The sequence below is a fragment of the Enterococcus infantis genome, from assembly GCF_049166715.1.
GTDB classification, from domain to species: Bacteria; Bacillota; Bacilli; order Lactobacillales; family Enterococcaceae; genus Enterococcus_C; species Enterococcus_C leclercqii.
Window position 1 is genome coordinate 39,249 of record NZ_JBMHFB010000011.1, and the last position, 20,605, is coordinate 59,853.

At 42.5% G+C, this 20,605-nt stretch carries 20 protein-coding genes and 1 pseudogene; 18 read left to right on the forward strand and 3 right to left on the reverse strand.

Annotation, left to right across the window (positions count from 1 at the left end; genetic code table 11):
* The first annotated feature begins 16 nt into the window (after window positions 1–16).
* The 4 genes and pseudogenes from ACOMA8_RS12765 (at window position 17) to ACOMA8_RS12780 (ending at window position 3,528) form a co-directional block, all read left to right on the forward strand.
* Window positions 17–946, forward strand: coding sequence for a conjugal transfer protein (locus ACOMA8_RS12765; protein ID WP_000584387.1), 930 nt, complete (start codon window positions 17–19; stop codon window positions 944–946).
* 313 nt (window positions 947–1,259) lie between these two features.
* Window positions 1,260–1,307, forward strand: a pseudogene (locus tag ACOMA8_RS12770) (hypothetical protein); the annotation flags it as partial.
* Between the two features lie 15 nt (window positions 1,308–1,322).
* Window positions 1,323–3,242 carry a tetracycline resistance ribosomal protection protein Tet(M) gene (tet(M), locus tag ACOMA8_RS12775; RefSeq protein ID WP_000691737.1) on the forward strand — a complete coding sequence of 640 codons (1,920 nt, stop codon included), beginning with the start codon at window positions 1,323–1,325 and terminating at the stop codon, window positions 3,240–3,242.
* Between the two features lie 118 nt (window positions 3,243–3,360).
* Window positions 3,361–3,528, forward strand: coding sequence for a cysteine-rich KTR domain-containing protein (locus ACOMA8_RS12780; protein ID WP_001803271.1), 168 nt, complete (start codon window positions 3,361–3,363; stop codon window positions 3,526–3,528).
* Between the two features lie 57 nt (window positions 3,529–3,585).
* On the opposite strand, the gene ACOMA8_RS12785 is transcribed toward ACOMA8_RS12780, so the two are convergent.
* Window positions 3,586–3,939 carry a helix-turn-helix domain-containing protein gene (locus ACOMA8_RS12785; RefSeq protein WP_001227350.1) on the reverse strand — a complete coding sequence of 118 codons (354 nt, stop codon included), beginning with the start codon at window positions 3,937–3,939 and terminating at the stop codon, window positions 3,586–3,588.
* Between the two features lie 530 nt (window positions 3,940–4,469).
* On the opposite strand from ACOMA8_RS12785, the gene ACOMA8_RS12790 reads away from it, so the two are divergent.
* The 4 genes from ACOMA8_RS12790 to ACOMA8_RS12805 all read left to right on the forward strand — a co-directional run bounded on the left by ACOMA8_RS12790 (window position 4,470) and on the right by ACOMA8_RS12805 (window position 7,037).
* Window positions 4,470–4,892: an RNA polymerase sigma factor gene (locus ACOMA8_RS12790; RefSeq protein ID WP_000804879.1), complete on the forward strand. Its 423-nt coding sequence runs from the start codon at window positions 4,470–4,472 to the stop codon at window positions 4,890–4,892.
* Complete coding sequence (locus tag ACOMA8_RS12795) at window positions 4,889–5,119, forward strand: helix-turn-helix domain-containing protein (protein ID WP_000845143.1); 231 nt, start codon at window positions 4,889–4,891, stop codon at window positions 5,117–5,119. Before ACOMA8_RS12790 ends, ACOMA8_RS12795 begins: the two co-directional genes overlap by 4 nt.
* A 497-nt stretch (window positions 5,120–5,616) precedes the next feature.
* Complete coding sequence (locus tag ACOMA8_RS12800; RefSeq protein WP_000633907.1) at window positions 5,617–5,817, forward strand: DUF3173 family protein; 201 nt, start codon at window positions 5,617–5,619, stop codon at window positions 5,815–5,817.
* Window positions 5,818–5,843: 26 nt separating this feature from the next.
* Entirely contained in the window at window positions 5,844–7,037 is a 1,194-nt protein-coding gene (locus ACOMA8_RS12805; protein ID WP_000237797.1) for a site-specific integrase, read from the forward strand.
* Window positions 7,038–7,104: 67 nt separating this feature from the next.
* On the opposite strand, the gene guaA is transcribed toward ACOMA8_RS12805, so the two are convergent.
* Both guaA and coaA read right to left on the reverse strand, forming a co-directional pair.
* Window positions 7,105–8,670 (reverse strand): glutamine-hydrolyzing GMP synthase, encoded by a 1,566-nt coding sequence (gene guaA, locus ACOMA8_RS12810; RefSeq protein WP_161898727.1) that lies wholly within the window; start codon window positions 8,668–8,670, stop codon window positions 7,105–7,107.
* Between the two features lie 134 nt (window positions 8,671–8,804).
* A complete protein-coding gene (gene coaA / locus ACOMA8_RS12815) occupies window positions 8,805–9,728 on the reverse strand; it encodes a type I pantothenate kinase (RefSeq protein ID WP_161898726.1) in 924 nt (307 codons plus the stop codon).
* Between the two features lie 258 nt (window positions 9,729–9,986).
* Here coaA and ACOMA8_RS12820 point away from each other — a divergent pair, with 258 nt between their 5' ends.
* The 10 genes from ACOMA8_RS12820 to ACOMA8_RS12865 all read left to right on the forward strand — a co-directional run bounded on the left by ACOMA8_RS12820 (window position 9,987) and on the right by ACOMA8_RS12865 (window position 20,341).
* Window positions 9,987–10,556 (forward strand): SGNH/GDSL hydrolase family protein, encoded by a 570-nt coding sequence (locus tag ACOMA8_RS12820; protein WP_421371246.1) that lies wholly within the window; start codon window positions 9,987–9,989, stop codon window positions 10,554–10,556.
* Window positions 10,557–10,561: 5 nt separating this feature from the next.
* Entirely contained in the window at window positions 10,562–11,167 is a 606-nt protein-coding gene (locus ACOMA8_RS12825; RefSeq protein WP_161898724.1) for a class I SAM-dependent methyltransferase, read from the forward strand.
* Between the two features lie 168 nt (window positions 11,168–11,335).
* Window positions 11,336–12,349 carry a LacI family DNA-binding transcriptional regulator gene (locus ACOMA8_RS12830; RefSeq protein WP_421371248.1) on the forward strand — a complete coding sequence of 338 codons (1,014 nt, stop codon included), beginning with the start codon at window positions 11,336–11,338 and terminating at the stop codon, window positions 12,347–12,349.
* 291 nt (window positions 12,350–12,640) lie between these two features.
* A complete protein-coding gene (locus ACOMA8_RS12835) occupies window positions 12,641–13,942 on the forward strand; it encodes a pyrimidine-nucleoside phosphorylase (RefSeq protein WP_421371249.1) in 1,302 nt (433 codons plus the stop codon).
* Between the two features lie 51 nt (window positions 13,943–13,993).
* On the forward strand, window positions 13,994–14,656 hold the full coding sequence (gene deoC / locus ACOMA8_RS12840) for a deoxyribose-phosphate aldolase (protein WP_161898721.1): 663 nt from the start codon (window positions 13,994–13,996) through the stop codon (window positions 14,654–14,656).
* 19 nt (window positions 14,657–14,675) lie between these two features.
* The gene (locus ACOMA8_RS12845; protein ID WP_421371251.1) at window positions 14,676–15,071 is read left to right on the forward strand and encodes a cytidine deaminase; all 396 of its coding nucleotides are present in this window, start codon (window positions 14,676–14,678) and stop codon (window positions 15,069–15,071) included.
* A gap of 145 nt (window positions 15,072–15,216) precedes the next feature.
* Entirely contained in the window at window positions 15,217–16,347 is a 1,131-nt protein-coding gene (locus ACOMA8_RS12850) for a BMP family lipoprotein (protein WP_161898719.1), read from the forward strand.
* A 304-nt stretch (window positions 16,348–16,651) separates the two neighbouring features.
* Complete coding sequence (locus ACOMA8_RS12855; protein WP_421371291.1) at window positions 16,652–18,244, forward strand: ABC transporter ATP-binding protein; 1,593 nt, start codon at window positions 16,652–16,654, stop codon at window positions 18,242–18,244.
* A complete protein-coding gene (locus ACOMA8_RS12860; RefSeq protein WP_421371255.1) occupies window positions 18,237–19,388 on the forward strand; it encodes an ABC transporter permease in 1,152 nt (383 codons plus the stop codon). The genes ACOMA8_RS12855 and ACOMA8_RS12860 overlap by 8 nt, the downstream gene beginning before the upstream one ends.
* Window positions 19,388–20,341, forward strand: a complete 954-nt coding sequence (locus tag ACOMA8_RS12865; RefSeq protein WP_421371257.1) for an ABC transporter permease — start codon at window positions 19,388–19,390, stop codon at window positions 20,339–20,341. Before ACOMA8_RS12860 ends, ACOMA8_RS12865 begins: the two co-directional genes overlap by 1 nt.
* Window positions 20,342–20,605 lie beyond the last annotated feature (264 nt).

A 20,605-nucleotide genomic window follows, 5' to 3' on the forward strand; every position in this document is an offset into this window, starting at 1 on the left:
GAAAGGAATGAATCAAATGATTATAAAAATCGAGCGAAAAGAAAAGAAGGAGAAACCAAAGAAATCTAAAAAACCGAGCAAGCAAAGAAAAGTTCCGATGATTAAAGTTGGCACGCATAAGAAATTAACCTTTGTTTTATGGGTTTTATTGATTGGTAGTGTCGGATTTGGAATCTATAAAAATTTTACTGCCATTGACACTCATACTGTCCGTGAAACAGAAATCATTAAACAGCAGATTGTCGATACCAACCAAGTAGAAAGTTTTGTGAAATCCTTTGCGAAAGACTACTTTTCGTGGCAACAATCCCAAGAAGCCATTGATAAACGAAATGAAAAATTGACCCATTATTTGACGGAAGAATTGCAGGTATTAAATGAAGAAATGATTCGTAAGGATATTCCTACTAGTTCTAGTGTGAACGATATACAGGTGTGGCAGGTTTCTCAAGTGAATGAGAACACCTTTGAGGTACTGTTTTCTGTTGAACAAGTTATTACCGAAGACAAAGACAAGGAAACTATATCGTCTAGCTTTCATGTGGTTGTCCATATAGATGAATCAGATAATATGGTTATTATCAAAAATCCGACAATGAGTAAGAAACCTCAAAAATCGGACTACCAACCCAAACAGCTAGAAAGTGACCATACAGTAGATACAGAAACGATGGACGAAATCACTAGCTTTTTAGAAACGTTCTTCCAGCTCTATCCTACCGCCACAGAAAAAGAATTGACTTACTATGTAAGTAATCATGTGTTACCTATGATTAACAAGGAATATGTTTTCGAGGAATTGGTGAATCCTATCTTTACCAGAAAAGATAACCAAGTAATCGTGAATGTCGCTGTGAAATATTTAGATCAAGAAACAAAGGCAACCCAAATCTCGCAATTTGAGTTGATATTAGAAAAACAAGATAATTGGAAGATTGTAAAATAACAAATATTGGTACATGATTACAGATACTTTGTAATCATGTACTCTTTTTGATAAAAAATTGGAGATTCCTTTACAAATATGCTCTTACGTGCTATTATTTAAGTGACTATTTAAAAGGAGTTAATAAATATGCGGCAAGGTATTCTTAAATAAACTGTCAATTTGATAGCGGGAACAAATAATTAGATGTCCTTTTTTAGGAGGGCTTAGTTTTTTGTACCCAGTTTAAGAATACCTTTATCATGTGATTCTAAAGTATCCAGAGAATATCTGTATGCTTTGTATACCTATGGTTATGCATAAAAATCCCAGTGATAAAAGTATTTATCACTGGGATTTTTATGCCCTTTTGGGTTTTTGAATGGAGGAAAATCACATGAAAATTATTAATATTGGAGTTTTAGCTCATGTTGATGCAGGAAAAACTACCTTAACAGAAAGCTTATTATATAACAGTGGAGCGATTACAGAATTAGGAAGCGTGGACAAAGGTACAACGAGGACGGATAATACGCTTTTAGAACGTCAGAGAGGAATTACAATTCAGACAGGAATAACCTCTTTTCAGTGGGAAAATACGAAGGTGAACATCATAGACACGCCAGGACATATGGATTTCTTAGCAGAAGTATATCGTTCATTATCAGTTTTAGATGGGGCAATTCTACTGATTTCTGCAAAAGATGGCGTACAAGCACAAACTCGTATATTATTTCATGCACTTAGGAAAATGGGGATTCCCACAATCTTTTTTATCAATAAGATTGACCAAAATGGAATTGATTTATCAACGGTTTATCAGGATATTAAAGAGAAACTTTCTGCCGAAATTGTAATCAAACAGAAGGTAGAACTGTATCCTAATATGTGTGTGACGAACTTTACCGAATCTGAACAATGGGATACGGTAATAGAGGGAAACGATGACCTTTTAGAGAAATATATGTCCGGTAAATCATTAGAAGCATTGGAACTCGAACAAGAGGAAAGCATAAGATTTCAGAATTGTTCTCTGTTCCCTCTTTATCATGGAAGTGCAAAAAGTAATATAGGGATTGATAACCTTATAGAAGTTATTACTAATAAATTTTATTCATCAACACATCGAGGTCCGTCTGAACTTTGCGGAAATGTTTTCAAAATTGAATATACAAAAAAAAGACAACGTCTTGCATATATACGCCTTTATAGTGGAGTACTACATTTACGAGATTCGGTTAGAGTATCAGAAAAAGAAAAAATAAAAGTTACAGAAATGTATACTTCAATAAATGGTGAATTATGTAAGATTGATAGAGCTTATTCTGGAGAAATTGTTATTTTGCAAAATGAGTTTTTGAAGTTAAATAGTGTTCTTGGAGATACAAAACTATTGCCACAGAGAAAAAAGATTGAAAATCCGCACCCTCTACTACAAACAACTGTTGAACCGAGTAAACCTGAACAGAGAGAAATGTTGCTTGATGCCCTTTTGGAAATCTCAGATAGTGATCCGCTTCTACGATATTACGTGGATTCTACGACACATGAAATTATACTTTCTTTCTTAGGGAAAGTACAAATGGAAGTGATTAGTGCACTGTTGCAAGAAAAGTATCATGTGGAGATAGAACTAAAAGAGCCTACAGTCATTTATATGGAGAGACCGTTAAAAAATGCAGAATATACCATTCACATCGAAGTGCCGCCAAATCCTTTCTGGGCTTCCATTGGTTTATCTGTATCACCGCTTCCGTTGGGAAGTGGAATGCAGTATGAGAGCTCGGTTTCTCTTGGATACTTAAATCAATCATTTCAAAATGCAGTTATGGAAGGGATACGCTATGGTTGCGAACAAGGATTATATGGTTGGAATGTGACGGATTGTAAAATCTGTTTTAAGTACGGTTTATACTATAGCCCTGTTAGTACTCCAGCAGATTTTCGGATGCTTACTCCTATTGTACTGGAGCAAGCCTTTAGAAAAGCTGGAACAGAATTGTTAGAGCCATATCTTAGTTTTAAAGTTTATGCACCACAGGAATATCTTTCACGGGCATATAACGATGCTCCCAAATATTGTGCAAATATCGTAAATACTCAACTGAAAAATAATGAGGTCATTATTATTGGAGAAATTCCTGCTCGATGTATTCAAGATTATCGCAATGATTTAACTTTTTTTACAAATGGGCTTAGTGTTTGTTTAGCAGAGCTAAAAGGATATCAGGTTACCACTGGCGAACCTGTTTGCCAGACCCGTCGTCTAAATAGTCGGATAGATAAAGTAAGATATATGTTCAATAAAATAACTTAGTGCGTTTTATGTTGTTATATAAATATGGTTTCTTATTAAATAAGATGAAATATTCTTTAATATAGATTTGAATTAAAGTGGAAAGGAGGAGATTGTTATTATAAACTACAAGTGGATATTGTGTCCTATTTGTGGAAATAAAACAAGACTACGAATACGAGTGGATACTATACTTAAAAATTTCCCTTTATACTGCCCCAAATGTAAGAACGAAACTTTAATTAATGTTCAAAAAATGAATATAATAACAATCAAAGAGCCAGACGCCAAGACGCAGAGCCGATAATTTGAGAAATGAAACTCTCATCTTATCGGCTCTTTTTGTTTATCTGAATTTTACTGACTAGCCTTCAATATTTCTTGCTTCATTGATACCTTTTGCTAGTGCTTCCATTAAGGATAGTTCTTTGTCTGTAAAGCTATCCATGTATTTTTCTACCTGTAACCTTCGAGTGCTTTTAATCAAATTATCTGTAGGTAAGAAAAATTCATCAATAGATACATGGAGTAATGATACAAGATCATACAGCACTTGTGTACTTGGGTGTTGTCCTTTGTTTTCTATATTTGTTAAATAACGTGGGTCAATTTCAATCATTGTTCCCACTTGTTCACGAGTGAGACCCCGTTTCATTCGAGCCTCTTTAATCGCTAAACCAACGGCTCTAAAATCGTATTTATCTTCTTTTTTACGCATACTAAATCACCTCTATACATTTTACTGTTCCTATATAACCATAAACAGGTATAGAAAAACATGTTATATAGTTTATGAGTTCCTATAGAACACTGTGGAATTTATTAATGCGATGAATCCAATTTCAAATAGAAAGGTCGCTGATTTTATTTACCTATACAACTTTATAAAATTTAGTCATACTCCTAGAAAGTAGATAAAATTGGCGACTTAATGGAGGGAAAAGTCGCCATGAGAAAGATAATCTGTCATCTAGTTCTCTTAATTAAGTTCTTATCAAAAAAACTTATCCACCTGTACTGGATAGATATGACCATCAATGTGGTTTTGCAGATTACATAGATAGAAAAATCAAAGCATATGAACAGAGAAAACAATCTGTTTATGTGCTTTTTTGGTCACTTAATAAATATCTTTTAGGATTTCTCTTCATTTATGCAACAAATCCCCCTTTCGTGTCGGGGCTTAGTATGAAGGGAGATAAAGAAGCACATGCCACTCCCTTTCACGACAGAAAGGGGGTGAAAAGCATGAAACCATCTTCTTTTCAAGAAACCATAGAAAATCAGTTTGACTATATCTGCAAACAAGTTATTGAAGATGAACGAAAAGATTACTTCAAACATCTAGACAGACTATCAGCAAAAGAAGTCTCGTTTTCTGATATAGATAACTACCTTGTCAACTCTTTTTCTACTGTTGATACGTACGTCACTGATTTCCAACTATTTAAATTATTTGGATTAAGAATCAATGTTGAAAGTGATTTATTAAGTGAAGCCCTGCGTCATCTTTCAGAGAAAAAACGGAACATTATTTTACTTCATTACTTTATGGATATGAGTGATGTGGAGATTGCGGAGTTACTAAATTTGAATCGTTCGACTGTTTATCGTCATCGAATAAGTGGACTAGCCATGATTAAAGAATTCATGAAGGAGTGTAAAGAATGAAAACAGCTTATCCAAGGGTTCCCTTCCCCCTCATTGTAAAGGCGACAGATGGCGACGTGGAAGCAATTAATCAGATTGTTAAACATTATCGAGGGTATACCTCAAAACGTTCATTACGTCGCATGACAGACGAATATGGAAATTCTCATATGGTTATTGATGAAACCCTACGTGGCAGAATGGAAACGAAACTCATCTCTAAGATTTTATCGTTCGAAATTAAATAGTCCCATTTTTTCGTGGAAGCGTGTCGAATCGTATCCACGCTTCCCGATTTGGGAGGTTTGTTATTCCATCAAAGCATATTGTGTGTTCAGTAGGTTTTGATAGGCTAACAAGCCAAACGTTCTTTGACAACCAAATAAAGGCAATCGAATACGTTTCGGTAAGAAAAGAGCTGATGAACTAACACGCCATGACCAACAAAATTAGTGAGCGATTCATGTTAGTAATTCGAAAGTAATCTTTAGCAGGATTGCTGCCATGACTTTCTTATCGTGATAATGATACTCCCGTATAGCCATAGTCCGAGCGTTAGAAGCGTCACAGGCAATGGGTACGGCTACATGAGAACCATGCAGAAGTGAAATTCCTGTGAGCTTTGCTAGAGCTGTTCGATTGCTAAGATATTCTTCTCTTGTCAGTGTATTATTATAAAACTATTTGATATAATTATAGGTGAATATTGGAGTTTTCCTAGCCTATAATTGGGAAAGGAGTAATAATGATAACGGTCACAAAAAAGGATTTAGTTGAGCTAGGATATGGAACTTCTTTTTCAGCAGACATCATAAAAAAAGCAAAAGAATTGATGATTACAAAAGGGCATATCTACTATCAATCTCGAAAGCTAGATAGAGTCCCTCGTGAAGCTGTTGAAGAAATTCTAGGAATTCGGTTTTCAAATGAAAACAGGTCTGAGTAGTTTTTGCACAGTAAGGAGTAAAAACTATGGTTAAAGACCCAATAAAAAAAGCAAAGAATGGAACCTATTATTTTCGTGCAAATCTAGGTTATGATTCTAAAGGGAAAAAAATTCAAAAATATCGTAGTGGATTCACTACTAAAAAAGAAGCAAGAGAAGAATATTCGAAACTGCTATTGATGAAACCAGAAGAATTAAGTGAGAATAAGGATAAAATGACGTTTAAACATTATATCTTTGAAATTTTCCTTCCATGGTATAAGACACAGGTAAAGCTCAGAACATATGAAAATCGCTTACCAACTATTAAGAAGCATTTCTCTTATTTTGATAAAATGGCTGTTTCCGATATTGAGCCTATTGATGTGCAAAATTGGCAACTAAAATTATCAAAGAAGTGTAAGTCTTCTTATGTAAGAGCTGTTCAAGGACTATTTTCAGTTGCTATGGATCGAGCAATTGTCCTTGGGATAACCACCACAAATCCATCTAAGATTATTGGCAATGTGAAAAAGCAAAAGTCTAAAATTGAATTTTGGACAAAAGAAGAATTTGAAAAAGTAATCTCTCTAATTTACAAAGAAGATTACTATCAACACTTTTTATTTATCTCTCTGTGGTTTTTATTTATGACTGGAATGCGAATTGGTGAAGCTACTGCCATTCAATGGGAAGATATTGATTTTGACTCAGGAGTACTAACCATCAACAAAACACTCTATTACAAGAATCAATCGAATTATAGATTTGTTGAACCAAAAACAAAGGCGAGCGTTCGTCATATTGTATTAGATAAATGCACATTAACTTATTTATCCGAATGGAAGGAAGTACAACAAAATCTAATTCAGACAGACTTTGTAATGAGCTATAACGGTATTCCTACCCAAAAACATACACTATCATATGCTATTGAACGCTATGCTAAGCTGGCTGGTATCCATCGAATCAGAATCCATGGGTTACGGCATTCTCATGCTTCCTTGTTAATCAGTATGGGAGAAAATCCACTTATCATTAAAGATCGTCTAGGACACGAAGATATTGAGACGACTTTAGGAACGTATGGACATCTTTATCCTAACAGTAATTTCGAGGTAGCTAACAAATTAAATGGAGCCATTTCCTTTAAAGAAGCAAAACAAAATTATGATACTTCACCAAAGAATCAATTTACTGTAGACTACTTGCGAAACAAAGAAATGAAAAAAGTGCAATAAAAGTGCAGTAAAAAGATAAGAAGAGCCAGAAACCCTTGGTATAAGAGGATTTCTAGCTCTCCTACAACTATTCCCACTCGACCGTAGCAGGTGGCTTGCTCGTAATGTCATACACAATGCGGTTGACGTGGGCCACTTCGTTGACGATGCGGACGCTGATCTTTTGCAGCACATCCCAAGGAATGCGAGCGAAATCAGCGGTCATGCCATCGATGGAAGTGACTGCGCGAATACCGACTGTGTAGTCGTACGTGCGGCCGTCGCCCATAACACCAACCGAGCGAATGCCTGGTAGGACGGTGAAGTATTGCCAGATATCGCGGTCGAGGCCGGCTGCAGCGATTTCTTCCCGCAGGATGGCGTCGGATTCCCGAACGACTTCTAGTTTTTCTTCAGTGATTTCCCCTAATACGCGGATACCAAGACCTGGCCCTGGGAAGGGTTGGCGCCAAACGATATCATCTGGCATGCCCAACTGAGTACCTAATGCGCGAACTTCGTCTTTAAAGAGGGTGTTCAGTGGTTCAATCAGCTTGAACTGCATGTCTTCTGGCAATCCGCCAACATTGTGATGGCTCTTGATGGTTTGGGCGGTTTCTGTTCCGGATTCGATGACGTCGGTATAAAGTGTGCCTTGAGCCAAGAAGGAAATGCCTTCTTTTCCGGCTAATTTTGTAGCTTCGTCATCAAAGAGATAGACAAATTCATTACCGATGATTTTACGTTTTTGTTCCGGATCAGAAACACCGGCCAATTTGCCTAAGAAGCGTTCTTTGGCATCTACCCGGATGATGTTCAAGCCGAATTTGCCACCTAGTGTTTCCATGACTTGGTCGCCTTCGCCTTTGCGCAAGAGACCGTGGTCAACAAAAATCGAAGTCAGTTGATCCCCGATAGCTCTTTGCAGCAAGACGCCGACAACAGAAGAATCGACACCACCGGAAAGGCCTAGTAGGACTTTTTTATCGCCGACTTGTTCGCGGATTTTAGCGATTTGCATGTCGATGAAGTTGTCCATGCTCCAGTCGCCTTTACATTGGCAAACGTCCAGAGCGAAGTGTTTCAAGAGTTCGTTGCCGTATTCCGAGTTGCGGACTTCGGCGTGGAATTGAATCCCAAATTGTTTTTTATCCAGATTTTGGATGGCTGCAATCGGACAGTCAGCGCTTGTGCCGACCACTTCGAAACCAGCAGGTGCTTGTGTTACCAAGTCACCATGGCTCATCCAGACGATTTGTTTTCTTGGTGTGCCTTCAAACAATACTGCGTCATCCGTCAACACTTCCAATTCGGCTTTTCCGTATTCGCGGTTCTTGGCTGGTTCGACTTTCCCACCAGAGCGGTCGGTCATCAGCTGCATCCCGTAACAGATTCCTAAGACTGGGATGCCCAACTCAAAGATTGCTTCATCAATTCCGAATGCACCTTCGTCATATACACTGTTGGGGCCGCCTGACAAGATGATCCCTTTGGGTGCCATGGCTTTCACTTCGTCGGCGGTGATGCGGTGACTCAATAATTCTGAGAAGACACCGAATTCACGGATGCGGCGGGTGATCAGCTGGTTGTACTGGCTGCCGTAGTCTAGTACGATGATTTTTTCAACGTCCGGCATGTTGTCAACGTTTGTCACAGATTATCCCTCTATTCGTTAGATTTTTTATAGTAAAGAGCTGCCGACAACGAAAGTCTTTCAGCCGTCGGTCCTCTCGATACAGCGCGGTTGGTGGAGCAGTTTGCAGAAAAATTGAAGAGCGACTAAGCTTCTCAATACTTTCGCAGGTAAATCTCGTCAATCAGATGGTGCTTTGTTTTATGGAGAATTATATCTGCTCGACCTCGTGTAGGCAAGATATACTCTTTAAGATTCTTTAAATTTACGTTTTCCCATACGCCGCGAGCCATGTCTAGTGCTTCCTGACGGTCCCCAATTGCAAACTTGTAATAGTAATTGGTGGGGTCCAAAAAGGCCGTTCCTAAAAGTGACTCGAAACGTTCCAAGTACCACTGCTCAATTAATTCAGGTTCAGCATCGACGAAGATTGAAAAATCGAAGAAGTCGCTGACGTAAATCTGCTCGTTTTGGGGGAGCTGCAAGGTGTTGATACCTTCTACGATTAGAATATCCGGGCAGTCGATATATTCATATTCGTCTTCAATCACGTCGTATACGGTGTGAGAGTACCGCGGCACTGGGATGTTGGGTCGGCCAGATTTTACTTCATTGAGAAATTGGATCAAATGCTCCATGTCATAGCTTTCTGGGAAGCCTTTGCGATTCATGATGCCCCGTTCTTTTAAGACGTGATTGGGGTACAAGAAACCATCTGTCGTAATTAATTGAACTTTGCGTCTGGGAAACAGGCGGGACAAAAGGGTTTGGACTAGTCGTGCAGTTGTAGATTTTCCTACGGCTACCGAGCCTGCGATTCCAATAACAAAGGGCGGTGTCTTCAAGTAGCGGTGTAAAAAGAGCCCTTTACTCAAAGTCAGTGATTCCGCTTCTTTCATATATAAATGAACCAAATGACACAAGGGAATATAGACATCTTCCACGTCTTGCATCGAAATTCGGTCGTTCAAACTTTTGATACTATCCAGTTCCGTCTGCGTCAATGGATTGCTGCCGCTGGTGTAAAAGCCCTGCCACTCTTTTCTGGGGATCTGATAGTAGTTCATATTTTCAGCCATCTGTTGCTCCTTGGATGAGTGATCTGCAGAAAAAAGCAGTCCGCAGTAGGTGAAATCAATGAATTTCACACGACAACAGTTTAACACAAAACCTGTGGAAATAGTCGCCGAAGGGTAAATAAATGCGTGGAACCGGCGTCTCGTGCTAAGATGAAAACGACGGGGCACAACATCTGTGTCCCAACTGAATAAAGCAGAAAGCAGGCTGCCAGTGGTCCATAAAAAAGACGGCAGCCATCAGAGAAAGGGGTAGCAACAATGAAAAAAATCGTGATTATCGGTGATTCTATCGCTGCCGGCTTGTATGAAGGGCAACCCAGTAACGTCTTGGATACCTTCATCATCGACGAATTGGCAGGGATGGGTTTTCTCGGCTATGAAATGGTAAATCTGGGGCAACGAGCAGAAGGAACTACTGAGGTTTTAGCGCGAATTGCGGATGCGGTCAAAGAAGAACCGGACTTTGTCGTGATCAATGCGGGGATCAATGATGCGCTGAATCAAAAGGGAATTGAAGCTTTTGCTGCTAATCTCAGTGAGATGATTGAAAAATTTGCACCTGAAAAGGTCATTTTGATAGGACTAGGAATCGTGGATCGGCAAAAACGGCCGGAAGCAGATCCTGTGATTATTCAAGAGTACAATGATCGTGGGAAAAAAGTTGCCCTTCAAGCGGGTGTCAATTTTATTGATATGTATCACCATGAGATGGTTTATCCTGAGCCTTTGGAATTTATTTCTGAGGACGGTTTACATCCTTCGAAATTCGGGTATCATTTGTATGGCGGGTTAATCGCTCGCGATATTAAAAATAAATTGATTGGATGATCTGTATGACCAACCATTATTATTCCGAAAATCCTGATCTGCCTCATGATTATGAAGAATGGGATTTTCAATTGCGGGACCGCCGTTTTCATTTTGTGACTGACAGTGGTGTGTTTTCACGAGATACTGTCGATTATGGCTCCCGGGTATTGATTGATGCCTTTGATTTTGATGAATTGCCGCAAGCAGGAGGCATTTTGGATGTCGGCTGCGGCTATGGGCCCATTGGTCTAGCTCTAGCGGCAGTGGGCGAGCGTTCGGTAGAAATGATCGACGTCAACCAGCGGGCGGTAGATTTGGCTCAGCGAAATGCGCAGCGCAATCAAATCGAAAATGTCACGATTCACGTTTCCAACATCTACGAAGCGCTGACGCAGGCACCTTATGCAGCCATCGTCTCAAATCCGCCAATCCGGGCTGGAAAAGAGGTCGTGCATGAGATTCTTACTGGCGCCTATGAACACCTGCTTGTGGGGGGCACGCTGACTATCGTGATTCAGAAAAAACAAGGGGCGCCCAGTGCCAAAAAGAAGATGCTGGATGTTTTTGGCAATTGCGAGACGGTCATCAAAGACAAAGGCTATTATATTTTGCGTAGTACCAAAGAATAAGCCATTTGAGGCAGCTTTCTCATCTTTGCGGAGAAAGCTGTTTTTTCATTGGGAAATTTGATACACTGGGGCTGAATTACCGGCGAGAGCAATCAGATGAAGTTGCGTGAGAAAACCTGTTATAAGCAGAAAGGAAGCAGCCCGCCGGTGTGAAGGAGATGTGTCGAAATGAAATTGACGATCAAACAGATTGCTGAAATGGCCGGGGTTTCCGTTACGACGGTTTCCCAAATTTTGAATAACAAAGGAACCCGCTTCAGCCAAGAGACTCGCCAGCGCGTGTGGGAAATCGTCAATAAATACAATTACAAGCCGGATTTTTTTGCTTCCAATTTGATCAATCGACGCTCCAAGACGATTGGTATGATTATTCCAGATATTACCGATTATTTTTTCTCTAAGATTGTGGAAGGTGCCGAGCAGTATGTTAATGCTTTAGGCTACATGGTCGTGATGTGTAACTCGCAACAAAGCCAAGAAAAAGAGCTGGGCTACTTAGAAGAGCTGCGGCACCGTTCTGTGGACGGGGTTTTATTTGCGACGCCTCACCAACTGCCGGAAGCTTATGCATTGGGCAGCGATTTTTATCGGGGCATGCCGATTATTCTTATCGACCGGGGGATCAACCAGCGGGAAAATGGTCGCTTGATTGTAAAAGAATACGAGGGTGCGTATCAGGCAGTCACTTATTTGCTGAAAGAAGGGCATCGAGAGATTGGGATGCTGAAAGAGAGCACGGGATACTATCAGCTAGAAGAGCGTTTCAACGGCTATCGAAATGCTTTGAAAGATGGCGGCATCCCTTTTAAAGGGCGCTATGTTGCTACTGGAGAGTTGACGGTGGAAGGTGGTTATTTGGCTGCGAGAGAGCTGTTGCAGCAAAAGGAACTGACAGCGATTTTTTGTAGCAATGATGCGATGGCAATCGGCTGCTACCAGGCCATTTATGAGCTAGGCAAAAAAGTGCCGGAAGATATCTCGGTTATCGGTTTTGACAATTTGAACCTGGCACAATACATCACGCCACCTTTGACCACTGTAGAACAGCCTAGCTTTGAAATTGGTTTTCACGCGGCAAAATTTTTGATTGATGCCATTGAGTTTCCGGAACGGCGGATTGCCAATAAAGTATTTGATACTAAATTAATTCTTCGTGAGAGTGTGAAGAGGTTGACAAACTAATCATAACGCTGTATATTGCTTTTGTAAGCGCTTAAAGATTAAAGGAGTGCTAGGTAAACTGTTTTACTAAAGTGGTTTACTCAACGATATTTTCATGTATAATAGCACCGAATCGACTGTGGCTTTGTAATTTAATCAAGTGACGGCTGATATTCGGTCAGCAGAGATTTCGCTTTTGACAAGTTCTGAACTTTGGCAAAAGCATCGTTCAAAACGCTGTAGTTTCAGGTAGCTTTCTCTTTTAGAAGGAGAAGATGAAGCAAGGCGAATGACTGACTAGGAGGAATAGCCATGCGAATGGTGGATTTGATTGAAAAAAAACGTGATGGTCAGGTGTTATCAAAAGAAGAGATACGATTTATCATCGACAAGTATACCGATGGCACGATTCCAGATTACCAGATGAGTGCACTCTTGATGGCTATCTATTTTGAGGATATGACGGATGAAGAAATTACGGAGTTGACGTTAGCGATGGCCCATTCTGGAGAGGTCATTGATCTGTCCTCTATCGAAGGAATCAAAGTCGACAAACATTCAACCGGTGGTGTCGGTGATACGACAACTTTGGTCTTAGCTCCCTTGGTGGCGGCAATCGGTGTACCGGTAGCCAAAATGTCAGGTCGGGGTTTGGGCTTCACCGGAGGCACCTTGGATAAGCTGGAAGCCATTCCGGGTTTCCAGATTGAGATTGCAGATGAGGATTTCATTCGCATCGTTAATGAAAGCAAAGTTGCTGTCATCGGTCAGTCGGGAGATTTAGCACCGGCGGATAAAAAACTGTATGCATTACGAGATGTGACTGCCACTGTCAGCTCGATTCCGCTGATTGCAAGCTCGATCATGAGTAAAAAAATCGCAGCTGGCGCCGATGCAATCGTGCTGGATGTGACTACCGGCGATGGGGCCTTCATGAAAAATATCGAAGACGCCAAACGTCTGGCTCACACCATGGTGCGTATCGGCAAATTAGCAGATCGCCAAGTGATGGCGGTGGTTTCTGATATGTCTCAGCCATTGGGTGAAGCCATCGGAAACAGCCTGGAAGTCGTAGAAGCTATCGAAACACTGCAAGGAAAGGGCCCGGCTGACTTGCTGGAAATGTGCTATGCGCTGGGTTCGCAGATGGTTGTCCTAGCCAAAGCAGCTGAAACCTTGGCAGAGGCGCGGCAAATGCTGCAAGAGGCGCTGGAATCCGGTGCTGCCTTAGAAAAATTCAAAGAAATGATCCGCAATCAAGGCGGGGATGACACCGTGGTGGACCAACCGGAGCGACTGCTCACAGCCAATTATGAGATCGAATTGCCGGCCCAAACTGCTGGTGTAGTCACCAAATTGGTAGCCAACGAAATCGGTGTGGCAGCCATGCTTTTGGGTGCCGGCCGTAAAACGAAAGAAGACAGTATCGACTATGCTGTGGGTCTGAAACTTCATAAAAAAGTTGGTGATCCGGTGGCAGCAGGGGAATCACTGTTGACGATTTATGCCAACTCAGAAGACGTGACCGAGGTGAAAGAACTGCTCTATGCCAATATCGAGATTGGGGCTTCTGGTGAGGAGCCTGAGCTGATCCATGATATCATTACAGAGTAGCAGGCAGTGGGAAACGACTGTATTTAACAAATCAAAGGAGCTGTTTTACTAATGGAATTGAACCGCATGATGGACCACACACTTTTAAAAGCAGATGCATCAGAAGAAGCTGTTTTGCGTATCATCGAAGAAGCAAAGAAATATCATTTTTACTCAGTTTGTATCAACCCGACTTGGGTGAAGCTTGCGGCTGAAAAGCTGGCTGGCGAACCCGTCGCTGTTTGTACGGTGATTGGTTTTCCTCTGGGGGCCAATACTTCTGAAGTCAAGGCTTATGAAACGACAGATGCCATCAATAACGGGGCAGATGAAGTGGATATGGTCATCAACATCGGGGCTTTGAAATCAGGGCAATACAAAAAAGTACAACAAGATATCGAAGCTGTGGTCAATGCTGCCAAAGACCGCGCCTTGGTCAAAGTAATCATTGAAACCGCCTTGTTGAACAATGAAGAAATCGTCAAAGCTTGTGAGCTCGCTCAAGCAGCAGGAGCAGACTTTGTGAAAACCTCTACTGGTTTTTCTACCGGCGGTGCCACAGTAGAAGATGTTCGGTTGATGCGTCAAACAGTTGGTCCCAATATGGGCGTCAAAGCTTCCGGCGGGATTCACACGGAAGCAGATGCGATGGCAATGGTAGAAGCCGGTGCCACTCGTTTGGGAACCAGCGCCAGCGTAGCTATCATTACTGGTGGCAAAGGCGCAGGCTATTAAACAAACACGAGGTAATCTTATGAAAGCTGAGCAAGAATGGCTGGACATTGCCATAGCAGCATTGGACAAAGCCTATGTGCCCTATTCTCATTTTCCTGTGGGGGCATGTCTGGTCACTGAAGCAGGCAAGGTCTATCAAGGATTGAATATCGAAAATGCGTCTTATGGACTTTCCAATTGCGCGGAACGGACCGCCTTTTTTAAAGCAGTATCTGAAGGCGAACGGCATTTTCAACACTTGGTGATTGCCGGACATACACCGGACCCAATCTCCCCATGTGGCGCTTGCCGCCAAGTTATGGCAGAGTTTTGTCCGCAAGAGATGACGGTAACTCTCGTAGGTGATAACGGTGTCATCAAAGAAACGACAGTAGGCGAATTACTGCCTTATTCATTTACAGACAAAGATCTTTAAGCGAAATTGTCGCCGATTTTCATTCATGAAAATTGCGACCACAGAGTCCGCCGAGGCGGCTCTCAAACCACGTTCTTTCAGTTCTCTGATTTATCAGCAGACTGTTGAAGAAAAAAACTAATCAAATTTAGGGGGCTTTACAGAAATGAAAAAAGCGAACAAGTGGCGTTTAGGAGCAGTAGCGTTGGCAAGTGTAATGGTACTCGGCGCATGTGGCAACGGTGGCGGCAACAGTGCCAGCTCAGGATCATCAGCTGGTGAATCTGAAGCAACCGGGTCAAGTGCAGCAGCAACTGGTGACCACAGTGTGGCTCTAATCACCGATACTGGTGGTGTAGATGACAAGTCTTTCAACCAATCAGCTTGGGAAGGTTTGCAAGAGTGGGGCAAGGAAAACAATCTTAAAGAAGGTGCCGGCGGATATGCTTACTTCCAATCACAAGATGCTGCCGACTATGCCAACCACATCAACACAGCCGTAACTAACGGCTTCCACACAGTATTTGGGATCGGCTACCTGTTGAAAAATGATATTGAAGCAGGTGCAGAACAATTTCCTGATACGAACTTCGGTTTGATCGATGATGTAATCGAAGGCAAAGACAATGTTGTTTCCGCAACTTTCAGTGATCACGAAGCTTCTTATTTGGCAGGGATTGCAGCAGCTTATACTACCAAAACTGACAAAGTCGGCTTTGTAGGTGGCGAAGAAGGCGCAGTTATCGATCGTTTTGAAGCCGGCTTTACCAAAGGTGTGGAAGACACTGCTAAAAAACTGAACAAAGAAATCAAAGTAGATGTACAGTACGCAGCTTCTTTCAGCTCACCTGACAAAGGGAAATCAATCGCAGCTTCTATGTATAACAACGGCGTAGACATCATTTTCCACGCTTCCGGCGGTACTGGTGTAGGTGTGTTTGCAGAAGCAATCGCGAAGAATGAACAAAAAACCAAAGCAGAACTGGAAAACGACAAAGTTTGGGTAATCGGCGTTGACCGTGACCAAGATGCTGACGGTAAATTCAAAACAAAAGACGGTTCAGAGGACAATTGTACATTGACATCCACTCTGAAAGGTGTTGGCGCAGCGGTTAAAGACATCTCTACTCGTGCTATGAATGATGACTTCCCTGGTGGCGAACACTTGACTTACGGCTTGAAAGACGGCGGTGTTGATTTGACTGCTGGTTACGTTTCAGATGATGCTAAAAAAGCAGTTGAAACTGCTAAGCAAGAAATCATTGACGGTAAGATCGAAGTTCCGGAAAAACCTTAATCAAGATTTCTCTAAGGTCTTGTCTGTTTGACAGGCAAGACCTTTTCCTTAGGTTTTTGTCTTTATGACAGCAGCTTTTTTCAAAGCCGCTGTCATAAGGAGGGGTGGATTCCCCAACTGAAAACAGCATTACCGCAATCATTGATCATTGGTTAAAAAGCAGTAACAATTTGGTGCAATCAGAGACGCAAAAAAACGGCAGCGCATAAATGTTCGCCGGGCCCTTTCTACTGAGGCTGTGTCTCGCAGAGCAAGAGAAAAGGATGTGAAGAGAGTGGCAGAATCAGAAAAATATGTTATCGAGATGCGGCATATCACGAAGGCCTTTGGAACCTTCAAAGCAAACGATGACATCAATCTGCAAGTTCGTCCGGGAGAGATTCACGCACTGTTGGGGGAAAACGGTGCAGGAAAATCTACTTTGATGAATGTATTGTCCGGACTATTGGAACCGACTTCCGGTGACATTCTAATCAACGGTGAAAAAGTTCGAATGACTAGTCCCACTGCAGCCAATCGTCTAGGAATTGGGATGGTCCACCAACATTTTATGCTGGTAGATGCCTTTACTGTCACTGAGAATATCGTTCTCGGCAGCGAACCCAACCGTCTAGGGGTGTTGAATAAAAAAGCCGCAGCTGCTGAAATCAAGCGATTGTCCGAGCGATACGGGTTGGCTGTCGATCCCAATGCCTATGTCCGAGACATCTCGGTGGGGATGCAACAACGGGTGGAAATCTTGAAAACTTTGTATCGGGGAGCCGATGTCTTGATTTTCGATGAACCGACTGCTGTTTTGACACCACAAGAAATCGAAGAACTCATTAAGATTATGAAAGAACTGGTCGCTGAAGGAAAATCAATCATTTTGATCACCCATAAGTTGGATGAAATCAAAGCAGTAGCAGATCGCTGTACGGTTATTCGCCGTGGTCGCGGGATTGGTACTGTGAACGTGAAAGATGTCAGCTCTCAGGAATTGGCGGATATGATGGTGGGACGGTCAGTTTCATTTAAGACAGAGAAGACACCTGCTCATCCGAAAGAAGTCATCCTCTCTGTGGAAAATATCACCGTTAAAGAAGGTCGCGGCTTAGATGCAGTGAAAAACCTCAGCTTGGAAGTTCGCGCTGGAGAAGTTCTCGGTATTGCGGGAATCGACGGCAACGGTCAATCAGAGTTGATCCAGGCAATCACTGGGTTGCGTAAGGTTGAAAGTGGCCGCATCACAATTGACGGAGATGACGTGACCAACAAACGTCCGCGTTATATCACTGAAAAAGGTGTAGGACATGTACCGGAAGACCGCCACAAATTTGGTTTGATTTTGGAAATGTCTTTGGCAGAAAACATTGCCTTGCAGACGTATTATCAAGTACCGATGAGCAATCACGGTATTTTGAACTATGGTGAGATCAATGAACACGCTCGCGAACTGATTGAAGAATTCGATGTACGTACGACCAATGAGTTGGTACCGGCCAAGGCGCTTTCCGGCGGGAACCAGCAAAAAGCGATTATCGCCCGCGAAGTCGATCGAGACCCGGATCTTTTGATTGTGGCTAACCCGACTCGCGGCTTGGATGTAGGGGCCATTGAGTTTATCCATAAACGTTTGATTGAGCAACGGGATAAGTACAAAGCAGTACTGCTGGTCAGCTTTGAATTGGATGAGATTCTGAATGTTTCCGATCGAATCGCAGTTATTCATGGCGGTGAAATCGTAGGGATTGTGGATCCAAAAGAAACCAGTGAAAATGAACTGGGGCTTTTGATGGCGGGTTATTCATTGGAAGAAGCCCGGGCCCAGTTGTCTCAGAAATCGGAAGAGCCCCAAGCAAACGCCGCTATGAATCAATCGGCTAAAGAACAGAAGGCAGGTGTCAGCAATGAATAATCGTTCAGAGACGATCCGCAATATTATGGTGCCTATCATTGCTGTGCTGTTAGGATTTATTCTGGGTGGCGTTATCATGGCTGCTTTCGGATATGATCCAGTCAACGGCTATCGGCAAATGTTCAGCACCGTATTTTTGAACCCGCAAACCAAACAGATTAACCCTCGTAATATCGGGGAAATCTTTGTAACTGCGGGCCCATTGATCTTTACTGCATTAGGATTTTCCGTTGCCAATTCCGCGGGTTTCTTCAACATCGGGCTTTCCGGGCAAGCATTGTGCGGTTGGCTGGCAAGTATCTGGGTGGCCCTCTCGATGCCAAATGCACCAAAAGCTGTGGTAGTTCCAGCGGCATTGATCGTAGGAGCATTGGCTGGTGCTGCGGCTGCGGCTGTACCAGGGATTCTCAGAGCATTCTTCGGTACAAGTGAAGTAATCGTTACTATTATGATGAACTATATCTTGCTGTACACGGCGAACCATATCGTGACCCATGTGATGTCTAAAGATTTGATTTCAAATACCGGCGTCTCCAATCGCGTGGGAGCTAACGGGACTTTGCAGACTGAATTTTTGCGAAGCATCTCCAATAACTCTCGCTTAAATATCGGTATTTTCCTGGCCGTTGCTTTTCTAGTGCTGGTTTGGTTCCTGATGAAGAAAACAACTTTAGGATACGAGATTCGCGCAGTAGGTTTGAACCCGGATGCTTCCGAGTATGCCGGTATGAGCAGCAAGCGGACCATCATCGTTTCCATGATTATATCGGGTTTTTTGGCGGGACTGGGCGGCGTTGTTTACGGCTTGGGAACTTTCCAAAACTACTTTACGCAAGGGGCCTCATTGAGTATCGGGTTTGACGGGATGGCCGTCTCCTTGTTGGGGAGTGGCTCATCTGTCGGTATTTTACTGTCAGCCTTGTTATTCAGTATTTTGAAACTTGGCGGTCCCGGGATGCAGATGGTCAACATTCCTTCAGAATTAGTGGATGTGGATATTGCCATCATCATCTTCTTTGTCGGAATCAGCTTTGTTATTCGCTTCCTGCTGGCCAAAATTTTTGGCGGCAAAAAAGAAGTAGCAGTTGTTGAAGATGTCGAAAGTAAACCTGCTGACCAAGATGAAGAAGGGGGGACGTTGTAATGGATCTCAATCAAATCGCCTCGATTTTTACACAAACGTTGATTTACTCTACACCGTTGATTTTGACGGCATTAGGCGGTGTTTTCTCTGAGCGCAGCGGGATCGTAAACGTCGGCTTGGAAGGAATCATGGTCATGGGGGCCTTTACATCGGTGGTCTTCAACTTGGAATTTGCCAACCAGTTTGGCGCAATGACACCATGGCTGGGAATGCTTGTCGGCGGGTTGGCGGGCGTCTTGTTCGCCTTACTACATGCAGTGGCTACCATCAATTTCCGTGCCGATCATATCATCAGTGGTACCGTGATGAATATGCTGGCACCATCACTAGCTATCTTCTTGGTAAAAGTGCTGTACAATAAAGGGCAGACAGATGGTATTGAACGTCGCCTGGGGTATTTTAGTTTTCCAGTTTTGGAAGACATTCCAGTGATCGGGCCAATCTTATTCAAGGACACCTTCTTGCCGGCCTATTTTGCCATTTTAGTGGCAATCTTGTCTTGGTTCGTTATTTTCAAAACAAAATTTGGCTTGCGCTTGCGTTCAGTTGGTGAACATCCGCAGGCAGCCGATACATTGGGAATCAACGTCTATGTCATGCGTTATGCCGGCGTCTTAATTTCTGGTTTTCTTGGAGGTATGGGGGGTGCAGTCTTCGCACAGTCCATTTCCGGACGGTTTGCCATTACCACTATCGCCGGTCAGGGGTTCATTTCTATGGCAGCTATGATTTTTGGTAAATGGAATCCACTAGGTGCCATGGGTGCAGCTATCTTCTTCGGCTTTGCTCAGAACATCAGTATCGCCGGCAAAAACATCCCTGTGATTTCTTCTATCCCGGATGTATACTTGCAAGCAGCGCCATACGCTTTGACAATCTTGGTGCTGGTTCTCTTCCTCGGAAAAGCTTCAGGACCAAAAGCTAACGGTACCAACTATATCAAAACTAAATAGAGTCTTGTTCAGAGAAACAAGACGTTGCCTAGCTACTTGCAGAAGCAATCTGTGAGTAGCTGGACTGTAAAAAGGGCGGGACTAAGGGACAGTGTTTCTTTGTCTTGCTCTTTATTTTTGCAGAACTGTTGCTGGAGCGTGGCTTGTCTGTTTTCAGAGAGGAACGTTCTGAAAACGCGATGAGTAGTCAATGGCGAAAGCTGGGCGTAGACGCGTTGCTACAAAACTATTTATTTTGCAATACTTTGGCTGAAAGTGTGGCTT